Origin of the sequence: Chthoniobacter flavus Ellin428 (assembly GCF_000173075.1) — a bacterium.
GTDB classification, from domain to species: domain Bacteria; phylum Verrucomicrobiota; class Verrucomicrobiia; order Chthoniobacterales; family Chthoniobacteraceae; genus Chthoniobacter; species Chthoniobacter flavus.
Map to the genome: position 1 here is coordinate 24554 of NZ_ABVL01000017.1, position 14276 is coordinate 38829.

Annotated in this window: 15 protein-coding genes; 9 read left to right on the plus strand and 6 right to left on the minus strand. The window is 61.1% G+C overall.

Annotation, left to right across the window (positions count from 1 at the left end):
* Window positions 1-8 precede the first annotated feature (8 nt).
* Complete coding sequence (locus tag CFE428DRAFT_RS22865; RefSeq protein WP_131990143.1) at window positions 9-716, minus strand: hypothetical protein; 708 nt, start codon at window positions 714-716, stop codon at window positions 9-11.
* A 119-nt stretch (window positions 717-835) separates the two neighbouring features.
* Here CFE428DRAFT_RS22865 and CFE428DRAFT_RS22870 point away from each other — a divergent pair, with 119 nt between their 5' ends.
* Together CFE428DRAFT_RS22870 and CFE428DRAFT_RS22875 are read left to right on the plus strand one after the other, a co-directional pair.
* A complete protein-coding gene (locus CFE428DRAFT_RS22870; RefSeq protein WP_006982035.1) occupies window positions 836-1057 on the plus strand; it encodes a hypothetical protein in 222 nt (73 codons plus the stop codon).
* A 437-nt stretch (window positions 1058-1494) separates the two neighbouring features.
* Window positions 1495-2364, plus strand: coding sequence for an alpha/beta hydrolase (locus CFE428DRAFT_RS22875; protein ID WP_006982036.1), 870 nt, complete (start codon window positions 1495-1497; stop codon window positions 2362-2364).
* A gap of 5 nt (window positions 2365-2369) precedes the next feature.
* Here CFE428DRAFT_RS22875 and CFE428DRAFT_RS22880 read toward each other — a convergent pair whose 3' ends face one another.
* The 3 genes from CFE428DRAFT_RS22880 to CFE428DRAFT_RS37675 form a co-directional block, all read right to left on the minus strand.
* On the minus strand, window positions 2370-2879 hold the full coding sequence (locus tag CFE428DRAFT_RS22880) for a 3-keto-disaccharide hydrolase (protein WP_006982037.1): 510 nt from the start codon (window positions 2877-2879) through the stop codon (window positions 2370-2372).
* Window positions 2880-3230: 351 nt separating this feature from the next.
* Window positions 3231-3821, minus strand: a complete 591-nt coding sequence (locus CFE428DRAFT_RS34290; protein WP_006982038.1) for an NUDIX hydrolase — start codon at window positions 3819-3821, stop codon at window positions 3231-3233.
* A gap of 52 nt (window positions 3822-3873) precedes the next feature.
* Window positions 3874-5259: a hypothetical protein gene (locus tag CFE428DRAFT_RS37675; RefSeq protein ID WP_157447605.1), complete on the minus strand. Its 1386-nt coding sequence runs from the start codon at window positions 5257-5259 to the stop codon at window positions 3874-3876.
* Between the two features lie 82 nt (window positions 5260-5341).
* Here CFE428DRAFT_RS37675 and CFE428DRAFT_RS22895 point away from each other — a divergent pair, with 82 nt between their 5' ends.
* Together CFE428DRAFT_RS22895 and CFE428DRAFT_RS22900 are read left to right on the plus strand one after the other, a co-directional pair.
* Window positions 5342-7054, plus strand: a complete 1713-nt coding sequence (locus CFE428DRAFT_RS22895) for a sialate O-acetylesterase family protein (RefSeq protein WP_006982040.1) — start codon at window positions 5342-5344, stop codon at window positions 7052-7054.
* A 77-nt stretch (window positions 7055-7131) separates the two neighbouring features.
* Complete coding sequence (locus tag CFE428DRAFT_RS22900; protein WP_006982041.1) at window positions 7132-7521, plus strand: periplasmic heavy metal sensor; 390 nt, start codon at window positions 7132-7134, stop codon at window positions 7519-7521.
* 78 nt (window positions 7522-7599) lie between these two features.
* Here CFE428DRAFT_RS22900 and CFE428DRAFT_RS22905 read toward each other — a convergent pair whose 3' ends face one another.
* A complete protein-coding gene (locus CFE428DRAFT_RS22905) occupies window positions 7600-8991 on the minus strand; it encodes a glycosyl hydrolase family 79 C-terminal domain-containing protein (RefSeq protein ID WP_157447606.1) in 1392 nt (463 codons plus the stop codon).
* A gap of 133 nt (window positions 8992-9124) precedes the next feature.
* Here CFE428DRAFT_RS22905 and CFE428DRAFT_RS22910 point away from each other — a divergent pair, with 133 nt between their 5' ends.
* The 3 genes from CFE428DRAFT_RS22910 to CFE428DRAFT_RS22920 are packed head-to-tail and all read left to right on the plus strand — an operon-like array spanning window position 9125 to window position 10976.
* Window positions 9125-9754 carry a LemA family protein gene (locus CFE428DRAFT_RS22910; RefSeq protein WP_006982043.1) on the plus strand — a complete coding sequence of 210 codons (630 nt, stop codon included), beginning with the start codon at window positions 9125-9127 and terminating at the stop codon, window positions 9752-9754.
* Between the two features lie 6 nt (window positions 9755-9760).
* Complete coding sequence (locus CFE428DRAFT_RS22915; protein WP_006982044.1) at window positions 9761-10534, plus strand: TPM domain-containing protein; 774 nt, start codon at window positions 9761-9763, stop codon at window positions 10532-10534.
* 7 nt (window positions 10535-10541) lie between these two features.
* Window positions 10542-10976, plus strand: a complete 435-nt coding sequence (locus tag CFE428DRAFT_RS22920) for a TPM domain-containing protein (RefSeq protein ID WP_006982045.1) — start codon at window positions 10542-10544, stop codon at window positions 10974-10976.
* Between the two features lie 184 nt (window positions 10977-11160).
* Here the strand turns inward: CFE428DRAFT_RS22920 and CFE428DRAFT_RS22925 are convergent, their stop codons facing one another.
* Complete coding sequence (locus CFE428DRAFT_RS22925) at window positions 11161-12399, minus strand: D-alanyl-lipoteichoic acid biosynthesis protein DltD (protein WP_006982046.1); 1239 nt, start codon at window positions 12397-12399, stop codon at window positions 11161-11163.
* A gap of 759 nt (window positions 12400-13158) precedes the next feature.
* On the opposite strand from CFE428DRAFT_RS22925, the gene CFE428DRAFT_RS22930 reads away from it, so the two are divergent.
* Window positions 13159-13521 carry a hypothetical protein gene (locus CFE428DRAFT_RS22930; RefSeq protein ID WP_006982047.1) on the plus strand — a complete coding sequence of 121 codons (363 nt, stop codon included), beginning with the start codon at window positions 13159-13161 and terminating at the stop codon, window positions 13519-13521.
* Window positions 13506-14084 carry a DUF3106 domain-containing protein gene (locus CFE428DRAFT_RS22935; protein WP_042725601.1) on the plus strand — a complete coding sequence of 193 codons (579 nt, stop codon included), beginning with the start codon at window positions 13506-13508 and terminating at the stop codon, window positions 14082-14084. Before CFE428DRAFT_RS22930 ends, CFE428DRAFT_RS22935 begins: the two co-directional genes overlap by 16 nt.
* The last annotated feature ends 192 nt before the right edge of the window (window positions 14085-14276 follow it).

Genomic DNA, 14276 nt, shown 5'->3' on the forward strand with positions numbered 1-14276 from the left:
CGAAGCCACTAGCTTGCCGCCACTAACAATTTAGTCAATTCACTATCCACTTCGGCTTGATTTCGGACGGTGTCGCCCACCAGGCGGCGGAGGAGCTCCCGATACCGCTGCCGATACCGAAAAACCGCCACATGCAGGGCGCTGACCGACGTGCCGGTCTTCGACGCCACCTCGCCATATCGCTCTTCGCCCCCGCTAAAGCTCAGGAATTGCTGCAGATGGGGCACCAGAGCCCCCCTACCGTCGTTAGTGAACTCCTCCTTCAGCGTCTCGATGGTCAATTCCAGCGCCCCGAGCGCCCAACGACGGGTAAAGACATCGTCCGGCGCCCGCTGGGTCTCGCGCAAAAAGCGGCGCTCCGCTTGCGCCCGGTCGAAGAAAGGACGCAGTTCGAGGGATTGGGCATCGGCATCGGGCAACCCCGCGGCGACATAGGCCGCCAGCCGCCGTTGCAAGAATTCCTGATACCGCTCGACGTCCTCCTCATTCGGGTTGGGAGGATCGCACGAGAGCAGTCGCGCGAAAAAGTGGTCGGTGCGCACGTCGGCCTCCTCGGCCAGCAGCCCATTGGCGCGCAACCACGCATAGACACTTTGCGCCGCACGCGTCGCCAACTGCGACATCGCCTCGCGATGCCCCAGGACCGCGGCATCCCACAAGCTGCGAAACGGTTTGCTAGCCACCGTGGGCATTTCGTCGGGAATGGAAGGTGGCATGGGAACGCTCAGCATAGCGCCATTTGGAGATAAAGCGTCAAGCGCGAGGAAAATCGGCGTGCATTCAATCGAATACGCAGCTTGTGATCGCCTCCGATGCGGTTACCATTCGTTAACCCATGACACCCGATGCGCTGAAAAATCTGGTCTACGCCGCGCCATTCCGGGCCTTTACCATCCACACCGAGGACGGCCGCTCCGTGCCCGTCCCCCACCCCGATTTCATCTCGATCTCGCCGACCGGCCGGGCCGCGGTCGTCCACACCGACGGCGAGAAATTCGAGATCATCCAGGTCTCCCAGATCGCCGAAGCGACGATCGAAAAAGGCTCGAAGGCGTAAGCCGTATTGCGGGAGCGGTGGCGGAAGCCATCGACCCGAGGGATGCGCTCCGGCGCGTTCCCCAATGCCAGCCCGAAGGGCTGCCGGACCGTAGCCGGGGGTAAGCAAGCTTGCGAGCGCCACCCCCGGAACACCCGTCATCCACGGGTTCCATCCCGGAGGGATGGCGGAATCTCCCCTCCGTGAGAAATTCCGGCACCACCTTCGGGGTGCATTCATTTGTGGATGATTTCCGGGGGTATCACTCGCAGACTCGCTCAACCCCCGGGCTACGATCCATCAGCCCTCCGGGCTGAGACCAACGCACGCTCAACGGATACACTGAACTCTGCGGGTCTCACTGAGCCCGGCTACAACGCCCCAGGAATTCTCCTGTAAATCCGCCCGCTCGCGGGTTTGCATTTGCGTCCCGCTTCTCACCCAGCCACAAAACTCCCATGCGTCTCCTCCCCTTCGCCCTCACCTGCCTTTTCGCTGCGCCGGTTCTCGCCGCCAATGACTACCAGCTCGGCCCGGATTCCCAGCCGCAGGATGTCCCGCACGGCGAGGTGAAAAAGGCGGTGCTCGCCGACAGCAAGGTTTTCCCCGGCACGACCCACGACTACTGGGTCTATGTGCCGAAGCAATACGACGGCAAGAAACCGGCCTGTCTCATGGTCTTCTTCGATGGCGGCGGTTACGAAAAGCCCGATGGCGGCACGCGCGCGACCGTGGTCTTCGACAATCTCATCGCCAAAAAGGAAATGCCGGTGACGATCGGCGTCTTCGTCAACCCGGGCACCGTCAAGGCCAGCGCGCCGCCGGCCAAGGATCGCAGCAACCGCAGCTACGAGTATGACTCGACCGGCGACACGAATGTTCGCTTCGTCCTCGAGGAACTCCTGCCGGAAGCGACCAAGGGGCTCAACATCACCACCGATCCGAACGGCCACGCCGTGGCGGGTATCAGCAGCGGCGGCATCGCGGCCTTCACCGCCGCGTGGGAAAAGCCGGATTACTTTCACAAGGTCGTGAGTTGGATCGGCAGCTTCACCAATATCCGGGGCGGTTTCGTTTACCCGGCGCTCATCCGCCAATCGAAAACCGCGCCGAAACCGATCCGCGTCTATTTGGAGGATGGCTCGAACGACCTCGATAATCTGCACGGCAACTGGCCGCTCTCCAGCCAGGACATGGCCGCGGCGCTGAAATTCGCCGGCTACGATTACAAATTCGAACTCGGCGACGGCGCCCACTCCGGTAAACAGGGCGCGTCCCTCTTCCCCGACACGCTGCGCTGGCTCTGGCGCGACTGGCCGAAGGAGTGATTCGCTTACTCGAGCACCTGAATCTTTAGGTTCTTATACCACACCGGCGCCTGCGCCTTGCCGTGCAGGCCTTGCAGACCAATCGGGCCGGTGTGAGACCAATCCTTTAGCGCGACCTTGAACTTGTTCGGCGTGCCGTCAGGATTTTTGCCCTTTTCCGTCCAGTCGTTGAGGTCGGCGTGGATCACTTCCTCGCCGTTGAAGACGACGATGATGACGCTGCCTTTGCATGTGATGGTGTAGTGGTTCCACTCACCCGCCGGCTTGTTCATATCCTTTTTCGGCGGCATCGCATCGTAGATGGCGGCGACCATGCCATACTTGCTGCCGTCGGTGTTTTCGTGCACCTGGATCTCCGGCGCGGCGAGCGTGTCCTTGATATTGCCGGAGCGCAGGAAGACGCCGCTGTTGGATTCCTTCGCGACCTGAAATCGAGATCGAGAATGAAGTTCGAATACGAGTCCTTCGTCCAGAGAGTCTCGTGATCCTTCGCGACCAGCTCGCCGTTGTCCCATTTCCAATGCTCGGCATTCGTGGCGTTGGAAAGGTCCGGAGCGAAGAGGTCTTTCGCGTCGGCAGCGAAAGCGGAAGCAGCTCCGCAAACGACGAGCGCGGCGGTGAGGAAGGTTCGAGGGGCGAGGAAGTGCATCCGGCCAAGAGAGATGGTTCGGAATCAGACCTCAATCCCGAAATTGCGGGTCCGAGGAAGAAAGGGGGATGGCCACAAAAAGGCACAAAAGGCGCAAAAAAAGCATGCCCTGGCCGACTTTGAGTTTCGTAGAAAACGCGGAGGAGCGGAGAAGAGTTTCGAACGAAATCCTTTTGTGCCCTTTGTGCCTTTTTGTGGCTACCTCCGTTTTTCGCCGTCACATCAGCCCCATCGCGACCAGCCGGGCAAAAGCCGCGAGTGTGTTCGCATCGCGGATTTCTCCGCTGGCGATCATGGCGCGAAACTCCGTCGGGGAGAAAGCGCGGCAGCCGAGAATCGCTTCGTGTTCGTCATGCTGGTGCCCACGCGGGCTCGGCACCACGGGGCGCGCGAGCAACAAGTGGCTGTGCTCATCGGTGAACCCGGCGCTTGGGAAAAAGTGGCCGAGCGAAACGATCTCCCCTCCGGCGGCCAGCTCGTAGCCGCTCTCTTCCTGCAATTCGCGCAGACCGGTCGCACGAATCGCGTCGGCTTCCGCCTGGTCATCGATCTGGCCCGCGGGAAATTCCCAAATCTGCGCGCGGATCGGCACCCGCTCCTGGCGAATGAGCAGCAGGTTTCCCTCTGCGGTCATCGGCGCCACCACCACGGCCCCTTTGCGATGCACCACCGTCCAGGTAAACGGCTCGGACCGCGTGGGCGAAGTCGTCGTCACGCGATGGACGGAGAGATACGGATTGGCAAAGAGCGTTTCGTTCTGCCGGGTCTGCCACCCTTCGGAATCGCGGATAAAATCATGAAAAGCCATCCGCGCGAAATCGCCGAGTCGCCCGGGAAAGGCAAGGCAAAGTAGATGCCCGCTACTTCTCCGTCGGCGAGAAATACACCGGGATGCGCGCGTCGATCGTCTTCTTCTCATCCGCGCTGAGTTCAGCGTACGCCTTCCCGGCAAAGAGATGCGCGAGCACATCGCCCGGCGACATCCCCTGCGCAGCCAGACTTGGATGATACTCACTCCCAAATTTGGCGAGCGGAAGCGACCAGGTGATGTTTCCCGCATCGGTCTTCGCCACCGCTTTCAGGTTGATCTGCGCCAGGGCCGCTTTGGAGAATTCGAGAGGCTGGACTTCAAATGTGGTTGTCCCCAAGCGGAAGCTGCCGTCGACGATCTTCATCGTCCCGTTGCCTTCTTCGAAGCCTTTGGCCACGACCGCATTGAGCACGAGATCGCTGGGCAGGTCGGCCGTTTGATCGCCGAAAAGCTTTCGCGGATCGATCAAGCCGGCGAGGTCGAGCTGCCGCGCATGGACCGCACCGCTACCATCGAGGGCCTCGTTGATCTCCAGCTTCCCGTCCGCCGCCACGAAGTGATATGGCCGCAAGGCGCCGCCCTTCGGCACAAAGGAAACGTCCGCGCTGAAGCTAATCGACTGCTTGATCGCTGGGTGCAACGCGGGCTGAACCATGCCGATGATCGATTTTTGAAAAGCAGTGCTCTGGCCCTCGACCGTCACGGTGCGGCCCGGATTCGTCGCGACGGCAAGACGGTCGCTCTCGATCGTCAGCACACCGGGCTCAAAGCTATCCGGCGTGGCCTTGAATCCCGTCCACTCGATCTTCGGAATGGAAACGCGGAACTCCGGCACGTTGCGATTCGTGATGAGCACGTCCAGGATCGACACATTGCGGACTTCCACGCTGTCGAGACCTTGCGGGAAACCCGAGCCATTATTGGCATTGGCCATGGCGGTAAAAGGATTCGGGGCATTCGCGGAGGAACCGGAAGACGTCGTTGTGGTCGTCGTAGTCGTACCATTGGAATTCACGACCGTCGTGCTCTGCGAAGTCGTGACGCCGTTATTGGAAGGCAGGTCCGCAATGTCGATGTGCGCGCGATTCACGCCGACGTCGTTGATGACCAGCCGGTGCGTTTTGCCCGCGTCCTCGTAGCCGTTGTAGCGAATACGCAGACCGGTGATTTCGGAAGGACTTCCCGGCGCATCGCCCCACTTAATGGAAGCCACGCTCACCCCCGTCGAGAGGTTCCCATCGATGCCCTCGATGCGCATGCTCGGGTTCGCCTTCTGCATCATGTTCGCCACCAACCGGAACGGCATCGCGGTGTGGAAAATCGTGTAATAGGCCGCTGCGCCAGCCACCACGATCAGCACCACCAACGTGAGGATGGCAATGAGGCAACCGTGCTTGCGGCATCCAGACGGTTGATTGGGCGAATTCGGGTCCATAAGAGAAACCCAGCCATAGCGATTCTCTCGTGTGATGTCACTCGCACAATCCGCGAACACCTGTTCCATTCGCCACCCCGGAATGAAAAACCCCCTTTCTCTCCTCATCGCGGTTGGGCTCCTGGCCTCCGCATCCCTCACTCGCGGGCAGAGTGCGCGGCCAGACGCGCCATTCAAGACACCGATCGTCGGCCTCTGGCTGATGGGGCAATCGCTCTGCGAAGGCGCGGAGTCGCTGCCGATTGTCAGCACCACGGATTCCGGCTGGGGCAACTATGCCTTCCGCCGCGGCGTGCGGACGTGGTCCCAGCGCGACCACGCTGCGCAGCCCGAGTTGCGACCGGCGGATCAATTTGCCTTCGTGCCGCTGACCGCGGCGGTCAATGGCGCGCTCGGCGAGACGATTGCCAATGGACTGGCCGATCATTTGAAGGCGACGCTGCCCGATGTGGTGAAGAGCGGCCCGCCGCATTTTCTCGCCGCCTATGCGGGTCAGGGCGGGATGACCATCGCCGAACTTTCCAGCGCGGATGAAACAACCGATCCGCGCGAACCGGTCTTCAAACGCAACGGTGGTGGTTACTATAAGACGAGCCTCGACGATGCGCGCCGCGCCGTGGCCGAGGCAAAATCGCAGGGCCACGCTTTCCGCATCGGCGCGCTGGTTTGGATGCAAGGCGAAGCCAATGGCGGACTGCATGGCGGCATCGTGCCGAGTCGTTGGAAAGACGAATTGCCGCGGCCCGCGGGGCAGGAGTGGTATCGCGACCGGCTCATCGCCTATCGGAAAGAATGGTCGGACGACCTGCGCGCCATCACCGGGCAAACCGGCGAGATTCCGCTCTTCACCTACCAGACCCTCGGCCCCGCCGGCGAAGCACAGCTCATGGCCGCTGATGCCGATCCGCAGATCGTCATGGTCGGCCCGCACTACATGGTGCCGAGCGCGATCAACAGCCGGCGCGACGGCACTTATGGAGCCGCGATCCATCTTTCCGCGGATGGCCAGCGCTGGTTTGGCGAACAGTTGGCCAAGGTCGTGCGCCGCGTGTTGCAGGAGGGCGAAAAGTGGCAGCCGTTGCGTCCGCGCAAGGCATGGATCGAAACGGCGCGCGACAGCGTCGTCGTGGAGTTTACCGTCCCGCGTCCGCCGCTCGTACTCGATGAAACCTTCCTGCCGCGCGAGCAGAGCGAACTGACCAAAGGGTTCTCCTCGCTGGATGGATTCCAGATTCGCGGCGGCGCCGCCGGTGCTCCACCGATTACCGCCGTGGAAATCACCGCGCCAAATCAATTGCGCATCCGGTTGGCATCACCGCTCAAGCCAGGCGCGAGTTACACACTCTCCTACGGCCTCGCCTACGCCGGCAAAATTGGGACGGTGGTTTCGACTCGCACCCGCACAGCAGCCAATGGCCAATCGATGACCGAACTCGTGCTCGATGGCCCGTTCCCGGATCACGCCAGACCCCTGCTCGACGAAGGGGTCTTCAACATCGCCAACCTGCTTTCCGGCAACACTTACGCCCAGGCGCCGGCACGCTCGGTTTACGAAGAAAACGGCCACACCGTGCTCGCTTTCGAAAATCGCGAACGCCGCAACAACACGGACTTCGCCGTAGGCCAGACGCTGACCGCGCTCCGCCCTTTTCTCTACGGGAACTTGCGCGATTCCGATCCGGAGAAGGCGATCTATCAGTTCGCCGATCCCGCTTACGGGCACCGCGCCGGCCAGCCTTATCCGCTGTGGAATTGGAGCGTGCATTACAGCGGATTCCCCATCGCTGAGCCGTAGGCCGCCAAATCGACGATCAATAGCACGATAAAATTTTACAACTTCTCGCGGGTCGTGGTTTTTCTCCGTTTCTCCATATGAAAACTCATTCCAAAACTCTCACTCTCGCCACCTGCCTGGCCCTCTCGCTGGGCGGCATTCTCTCCCTCCACGGCCAGGACGCCCAGCAGCAGGGCGGACGCCGCGGCGGCGCCGGCTTCGGCATGCGCGGCCCGGGCTTTGACAGCCTGTCGCAGGAAGAAAAAGACAAGCTCAAGGCGGCCGTGGAAAAGGCGGGGCAGGACGCCAAAGTGAAGGAGGCCCGCGAAAAGATGGAAGCCTCGATGAAGGAATACCGTGAGGCGATGAACGCCGCGGAAATTGCCGCCGATCCCTCGGTCGAGCCCATCCTCAAGAAGCTGCAGGAAGCCCGTGAAAAGGCGCAGAAAGAAGGCGGCGGACGTCGTCCGACCGGCGACCAGAAGTAAGCCGACAGCCGTTTAAATCCATTCTCAAAAAGGGCGAAGTGCCAGCACGGTGCTTCGCCCTTTTTGCGTACTACCGCTTCAGGGAACGGCCGGCACCGTCAGCAGCGCAGCACTGGCAGGGTCGAGGTGAAAGCGGAGCACGCCATCCTGTTCCGCCAGCGCTTCCTGTTTGAGCGCGCCGACGGGATTGCCATCAGCGGTTCCATCGAAGGTCTGCCCCGCGTAGGTGAGGCCGGTGGTCGCGTCGAGGGAGGGCGCTTCCAATCGCTTCAAAGTCGCGCCCGTTTGTTTCCCGGACAGACGGATCTCTACGTCCGCGGGAGCGGTGAAATCCTTGTTGATCACCACCACGCGCACCGTGCCCGTGCGATCCACCGTTGCCCAAAACTTCACCCGCGTCGCCGGACCCGCGGTCTGCACCGGCACGAAGCGCGCCTCATGGGCCACGGCCTCGGAGAAAACGAGCATCCCATAGTACGGCGCACTCGCCGAGATGATCGCCTTGCCGCTGGCCTTGTCGACGTCCTCCTTGATCGCCGTGTAATGCGACACACCGCCCCCGTGGAAATTCACGCCATCGAGGCCCGCGTGCGCGAGTTCGAAAAGAAAATCGATCGTCCACAGCGAGCACGCGTAGGTATCGCTGAAGCCGGCGATTCCCCCACTCCACGCACTGCCCGCTTCGCCGAGGCGCAGCTTCAGACCCGCGTCGTGCGCAACCTTGATGCCCGGCGCGAGACTTTTGGCAAAGCCCGCCGTCGGTCCTTCATCGAGCAGCTTTTTCACCTCGGGATGGCTCTTCGGATCGAACCGGTACGAGTGGACCGTGAGCAAGTTGATGAAAGGCCGCTCCTTCGCCAGAAATTGCATGAGCACCTCGGGCGGCGCGCTGTGAGCCCAGGCCGGCCCAGCGAGTCCCGGCGTGAGCGACGGCACGAGTTGCTCAGCCACCTTATGATACGCCTCGAGATACTGCTCGTAGGTGTAATCTTCCGGACGATAACGCCCCTTCCAGCCATCGGGCTCATTGCCGAGTTCGAAGGTCGCGATGGCACCCGGCGGAAGCAGGCGTTGCGCGGCACGGATGAGATCCTTGTCGAGTTCCGCGTTCTCCTTGGCGAGATTGATATTGATGATGATCGGCGTGCGCGTCGCCTTGAAGACCTCCCCAATCTGCCGCCAGCGATCGTCCTCCGGCACCGTGCCCATGCCATCGGCACTATTCCCACCGACGCGGAAGCTCAGCCCTTCGTCATTGAAGGCCGCGAGATTCTCGAGCAAGCGAAGATAGGTCGGATGCACCGCCCCCGCCGGGCCGCCATCGGGCGAAGGAAAGCGCCGCCATTCCCGGGAAAAACCGGCGAAAGATTTCGGAATGGCGCTCTGTGGATGAGCGACATCGATCGTCGCCGTCACCGCCACCGATTCTGCCGCCCTGTTGTTGACCGGCAGGGACAACGCGAGAGTCAAAACGGCGGAAAATCGAGCGAAAGAATGAAGAAAACGCATAGTCGTGGAACACCGCATTGTTCCGCGCAAACGTATCGTCTCGCGAGCCGGAAGTTGTATTTCGTAGAAACTACGATTTCATACCGTTGCCTTTATGAAATCCGTCCTCCTTGCCCTTGGCATCCTGGCCATCATCGCGTTCGTCGTCCTCGCCGGCGGCTGCAGCAGCTACAATCACCTCAACACGCTCAAGCAGCAGACCGACAAGACCTGGGCGGATGTGCAGAACGTCTATCAGCGTCGCGCCGATCTCATCCCGAATCTCGTGAAGACCGTGGAAGGCGCGGCCAACTTCGAGAAGTCCACCCTCACCGAAGTCACCCAGGCCCGCCAGCAAGTGACCAAGATCGAGCTCGATCCGAATTCCGCGCCCAACGATCCCGAGGCGCTCAAACGCTTCCAGAAATTGCAGGATGGCCTGTCCTCCGCGCTCTCGCGCCTGCTCGCCGTCTCCGAGCGCTACCCCGATCTCAAGGCCACCGCGGCCTTCCGCGACTTGCAGGTGCAGCTCGAAGGCACCGAAAATCGCATCGCCGTCGAGCGCCGCAATTTCAATGACGCCGTGGTCTCCTACAACACCGCGGTGAATTCCATGCCCGCACGCCTCTACGCCGGCGCCTTTGGCTTCCAGCCGAAGCCCTACTTTACCGCGCGTGAAGGCTCCGACGTCCCGCCGCCGGTCAATTTCAACTTCGGCAACGCCACGCCCGCCCCCGCGAAATAATCTCGCGTGCGGACGGCCTTTCTCATCCCGCTCCTTTGGCTGGTGCTGCTCTTCGCGGCACGTGCGGAAACGCTCCCGCCCAAGCCGGCCAATTACTTCAACGACTACGCGAACGCAGTTTCGCGGAGCACCGCGACTCAGCTCAACGACCGGTTGCGGCAATTCGAGCGCGAGAGCTCGAATCAAATCGTCGTCGCGGTGTTTCCGAAGATGAACACGGAGTCGTCCATCGCGGACTACTGCCAGCGCATCTTCCAGTCGTGGAAAGTCGGCCAGGCCAAGCTGAATAACGGCGCGGTGCTCTTTGTCTTCGTGCAGGATCGCCAGATGCGCATCCAGACCGGCTACGGCCTGGAGGGCGCGCTGCCGGATATTCTCTGCAAGCAGATCATCGAAAACGAAATCGTGCCGCGCTTCAAAAACCGCGATTTCGACGGCGGCTTGAGCGCGGGCATCGATGCAATGATCAAAGCGACGCGGGGCGAGTACAAAGGCAACGGTCACATCCACAGCGAGCCCGCCACCCCGTCCCACATCCCGACGATCCTCGTCGCCATCATCCTCATCATCCTCGTGATCAAGTTCATCCAGGGCTTGCGGGGCGGTACCGTCTATTCCAGCCGCGGAAGCTACTGGGACCGTGGGGGCTGGGGCGGCGGCGGCTGGGGTGGCGGTGGTTGGGGCGGTGGCGGAGGCGGAGGCTTCAGCGGTGGAGATGGTGGTGGCTTTAGTGGCGGTGGCGGCAGTTCCGGAGGAGGCGGCGCCAGCGGCAGTTGGTAAACACGCCATGAAAACGCGCGAATTCATCAGCCGTCTCGACGACTCCAAGATCGTCGCCGAGATCACCGAAGCGGAAAAAACCACCTCCGGCGAAATCCGGATTTTCATCTCGCGAAAAAAGCCAGACGACGCCCTCGTCCGCGCCCGCGAGCGTTTCGAAAAGATGGGCATGACCCGCACGCGTCACCGCAATGCCGTGCTCATCTATTTCGCACCCCTCGTGCAAAAATTCGCCGTCGTGGGAGACAGCGGCATTCACGAGAAATGCGGTGACGCCTTCTGGGAAGAAACCGTCATGGAAATCGGCACGCATCTGCGCAGCGATCATTTCACCGAGGCGGTGCAACACGCCGTGCGCAAAGTCGGCGCCCTCCTCGCGCAACATTTCCCCGCGGAACCGGACGACACCGACGAATTACCAAACGAGATCGAGCACGATTGATTCGCTGCCGCGCGGCGCCCCTCATCGAAGGGACGCGCTCCCGCCGAGGAGGATGAGGGGAATGGCGGAAGGCTGGCGATGGGCGAGCCACGTTCCCCTTTCTTAATTTTTAATCTTTAATCGTTAATCTCTCCGGCCGGGATTAACGATTAAGGAACAACGATTAAGGATTAAAGATTTCGAATCACGGATACTCGTGATCCTCCCCCGCTCCAACCGGCGCAAAATACCGCTGGTGCTTCGCCGCATGGAAATAGAAATCCAGCGCGCGATCCACATACAGCCAGCCGCGCGCGCTGAGGTGATCATTGTGATCGGCAAAGAAAACGGGATCCTCCACGTGCTCGGCGAAATCGATCAAAGCCACGTCATGGCGCGACGCGATCTCGTGGAGACGCTCGCGGTAGCGGTCGAGATTCTCCCGCGCGACGCCGATGCTTTGGTAATAGCGGTAATCGATCGGAATGCTGAGCAGCAGCGGATCGAGATGGAGCTCACGCGACGCCCGCAACAGCAGTTCGAGATCCCCCCATTCCCGTGACCCGTTGAGCACCTGCGCAAACCGGCGGTTGCCAAAAAAGATCTGCTGCGTGCGTTCCTTATGAAACCTGGGGTCATGCTGGATCTCGCCGCCGCCGGCGAGGAGGATCGTCTCCCAATCCAGCCGCATCGGGGTGCGCACCGCATGCGGCCGCTCGTGATCGTGCAGGATGTGCCAGGCAAAAGCGAAGTGATCCCCCAGATCGGCGACCCCGCTTTGCATCCGCGCCAGGGGCGTAACCACCCGATACAGCATCGCATCCCACTGCCCCGAGCCAGCCAGTCGATGCACCGCAAAAGAGAGCAACGGAGCCTGCTCCAAGGTATCCGGGTAATCGAGCATCCGCCGGGCGAAGTCCCGTTTCAGTTCCAGGCTCAGGCGCGGATGAAAAATGAGCGCACTGGCCTGGGCAGCGGAAAAGTTGCCGGCATACCAGCGGGCATGCGTCTGCGGGCTGAAAAACCAACTCGGCGAAAGGCTGATCGCCACCTTGCGCTGGGGCACCGTGCCGCTGGAGGCTGCGGCGATCTTTTCCGCCAGGGTCAGCGACGTGCAGCCCGCCCGTCCCACCGGCGACACACCAAATCCCGTCGGGTAGCTGGCAAAAAAACGCTGCGGCTCGTTGCCGAAATTCCGCGTCAATTCCGAGCTGCCGTAAAAGGGCAGGATATCCGGTTGCGCCATCGCCGCCCGCTGCCACGCGGTACTCAGATCCTTCAGCACCGAGCTCTCCAGGGCCACCACGTGAATTTCCCGCTTTTCCAACCGCGACGTGAAGACGCCCGCCACCGCGCCCAGAAGGACGAGGAGTACCATCGCCAGCAAGACGGCGCGAAGATGCGTCCGCGGCGGCGCGGGAGCGCTCGCGGTGTTTTCAACCATGGGCGAATCGAAAACAGTCGAGTTCAATATGGCCAAATAATGTAGCGTAAATCATTACGCGCAACCCATTGTAACCGAACGTCGATTATTTAAACGCAAAGGGCGCAGCGCGGCAAAGCCGCAACCAAAAGGGGAGCCACGAACATGCGAAAAGACAGGGAAGGGAAAGTGACCCGCGAATCACCCGAATGACGCGAATGATCTGCCCTCATTCGTGTTATTTGCGTGATTCGCGGGCCAAAAATTCTACGCGTCGTGCGGACATTTTCATGGTTAGCACTTCGGAGAACGCAGAACGCCTTAGAGAAGAGACAAAAGCATCCACCATATCTGAAAAGAAAAAGGACCCGCGAATGGGCGCCAATGAACGCGAATAGAGGAGGAAGATGGATGTTTCCGATTCGCGTCCGTTCGCGTTTTTTTCTCAGGATGGAGAATGTTTGCAGGGCGACACACTATCGAAGGCGGCCGTCCACTTCCGGAGCCATTCGCCCACGTCTGGCGGCGAAGATCGCCGCCCTACGTCTGCGCTCTCTACAGCGGCACCTGAAATCCGAGCGCTGGAAGGCTTTCGGAACTCGGAGATTCGTTTGGGGAGACATTCCCAACCGCTCTGCAGGCTGGATGCCCGCGATTCCCCCCTTTACCTCGGAAATCCGAAAATAATTTCCCCTGAATCTCCTTTAGACTGGCGGACTGGGCGGCGGCGTTACATAAAAAGTGCAACTTTCCTTTTCGGGAGGGTTTTCACCCTTAGCCATGAATACCGACGAGCAAGATGACCTGTGGCGCCTTCTGGGCCAAGCCAAAGCGCCTTCTGTGTCCCCGTTCTTCTCCCGCAATGTCCTTCGCGCCGTTCGCGAGGAAAAACAGGAGAGACCGAGCCTGCTTGCCTGGTTCAATTGGCGGTGGGTTTCGCTCGCGGCGAGTGCCTGTGTGCTCATCGTCGCTTCGGGTGTCGCGCTTCATCGCCCCCAAGCCACTCTGTCCCAAAAGACGGCTCAGGTGGACCCTGTGATGGTTCTCGCGCAACAAGTGTCCACCAGTCCGGATTATCAAGTGATCAACCATCTCGACGAGTTGCTGGCTTCAGAGGAAACCTCGGTATGGCTCGACAAGTGAGGCGCGGTGTCCTGGCGGCGTTCGCCTTGATGGCGATCGCCGGGACGGCGCTTGCCCAGACCGCTACCCCTACCCCTGCGACTCCCAAGAAAGAAGGCAAACCGGTCACATGGATTCCAGGAGGTCACCCCAATGAGGTAGGCCCCAACGGCCCCGCCTACGAAAACGTCCGTAAGGCCCTCGAGGCGCTGACCCCGGAGCAGCGGAAGAAATTTCAGGAAAACATGATCCGGTGGATGAACCTTTCGCCGGAGGAAAAGAAGGCCCTGCGCGACCGCGAGGAAGTGCGGAAGAAATTCATGGAGCAGGAGATCAATGCCGCCATCCAGGAAAGCGGTCTCCAGCTCGAGGGCGAGCGCCGGGAAATGTTTGCCAAGCGCTACACCGAAGGCCGCCGCACGATCGAGGAGCAATTGCGCAAGGAAATGAACGAAAAGCGCAAGCCGCTGGTCCACGAGCTCGTCAGCCACTTGCGCAACGAGTTTGCCAGTGAGTCCGTGGCCCCCACCACCACGCCGACCACTATTCAGACCGCCTCCCCTGCTCCGACGGCAAAGCCATAGGCCGGCTGGAATGAGGCGACCGCTCTCATTAGCGGTGTTGGGAGAGCACCGCCGAGGCGGCGGCGTCCGGGACAAGTGGCGGCAGGTCCTTGGACGAGCCTCCGTCGGTGCTGGGGGAACGAGTCGACGCGGAAGCGACAGAGCGCTTCCCTTCCAGTTCCGACTCGAAAGCGTCTTCCAGAAGATGCTCTA

Excerpts from the sequence above, each read along its gene's own strand:
- CFE428DRAFT_RS34290 (WP_006982038.1), bottom strand. The coding sequence starts at position 3,821 with ATGGCTTTTCATGATTTTATCCGCGATTCCGAAGGGTGGCAGACCCGG.
- CFE428DRAFT_RS22880 (WP_006982037.1), bottom strand. The coding sequence starts at position 2,879 with ATGGGACAACGGCGAGCTGGTCGCGAAGGATCACGAGACTCTCTGGAC.
- CFE428DRAFT_RS22910 (WP_006982043.1), top strand. The coding sequence starts at position 9,125 with ATGAAATCCGTCCTCCTTGCCCTTGGCATCCTGGCCATCATCGCGTTC.
- CFE428DRAFT_RS22875 (WP_006982036.1), top strand. The coding sequence starts at position 1,495 with ATGCGTCTCCTCCCCTTCGCCCTCACCTGCCTTTTCGCTGCGCCGGTT.
- CFE428DRAFT_RS22865 (WP_131990143.1), bottom strand. The coding sequence starts at position 716 with ATGCCACCTTCCATTCCCGACGAAATGCCCACGGTGGCTAGCAAACCG.
- CFE428DRAFT_RS22895 (WP_006982040.1), top strand. The coding sequence starts at position 5,342 with ATGAAAAACCCCCTTTCTCTCCTCATCGCGGTTGGGCTCCTGGCCTCC.
- CFE428DRAFT_RS22900 (WP_006982041.1), top strand. The coding sequence starts at position 7,132 with ATGAAAACTCATTCCAAAACTCTCACTCTCGCCACCTGCCTGGCCCTC.
- CFE428DRAFT_RS22925 (WP_006982046.1), bottom strand. The coding sequence starts at position 12,399 with ATGGTTGAAAACACCGCGAGCGCTCCCGCGCCGCCGCGGACGCATCTT.
- CFE428DRAFT_RS22920 (WP_006982045.1), top strand. The coding sequence starts at position 10,542 with ATGAAAACGCGCGAATTCATCAGCCGTCTCGACGACTCCAAGATCGTC.
- CFE428DRAFT_RS22870 (WP_006982035.1), top strand. The coding sequence starts at position 836 with ATGACACCCGATGCGCTGAAAAATCTGGTCTACGCCGCGCCATTCCGG.
- CFE428DRAFT_RS37675 (WP_157447605.1), bottom strand. The coding sequence starts at position 5,259 with ATGGACCCGAATTCGCCCAATCAACCGTCTGGATGCCGCAAGCACGGT.
- CFE428DRAFT_RS22935 (WP_042725601.1), top strand. The coding sequence starts at position 13,506 with ATGGCTCGACAAGTGAGGCGCGGTGTCCTGGCGGCGTTCGCCTTGATG.
- CFE428DRAFT_RS22930 (WP_006982047.1), top strand. The coding sequence starts at position 13,159 with ATGAATACCGACGAGCAAGATGACCTGTGGCGCCTTCTGGGCCAAGCC.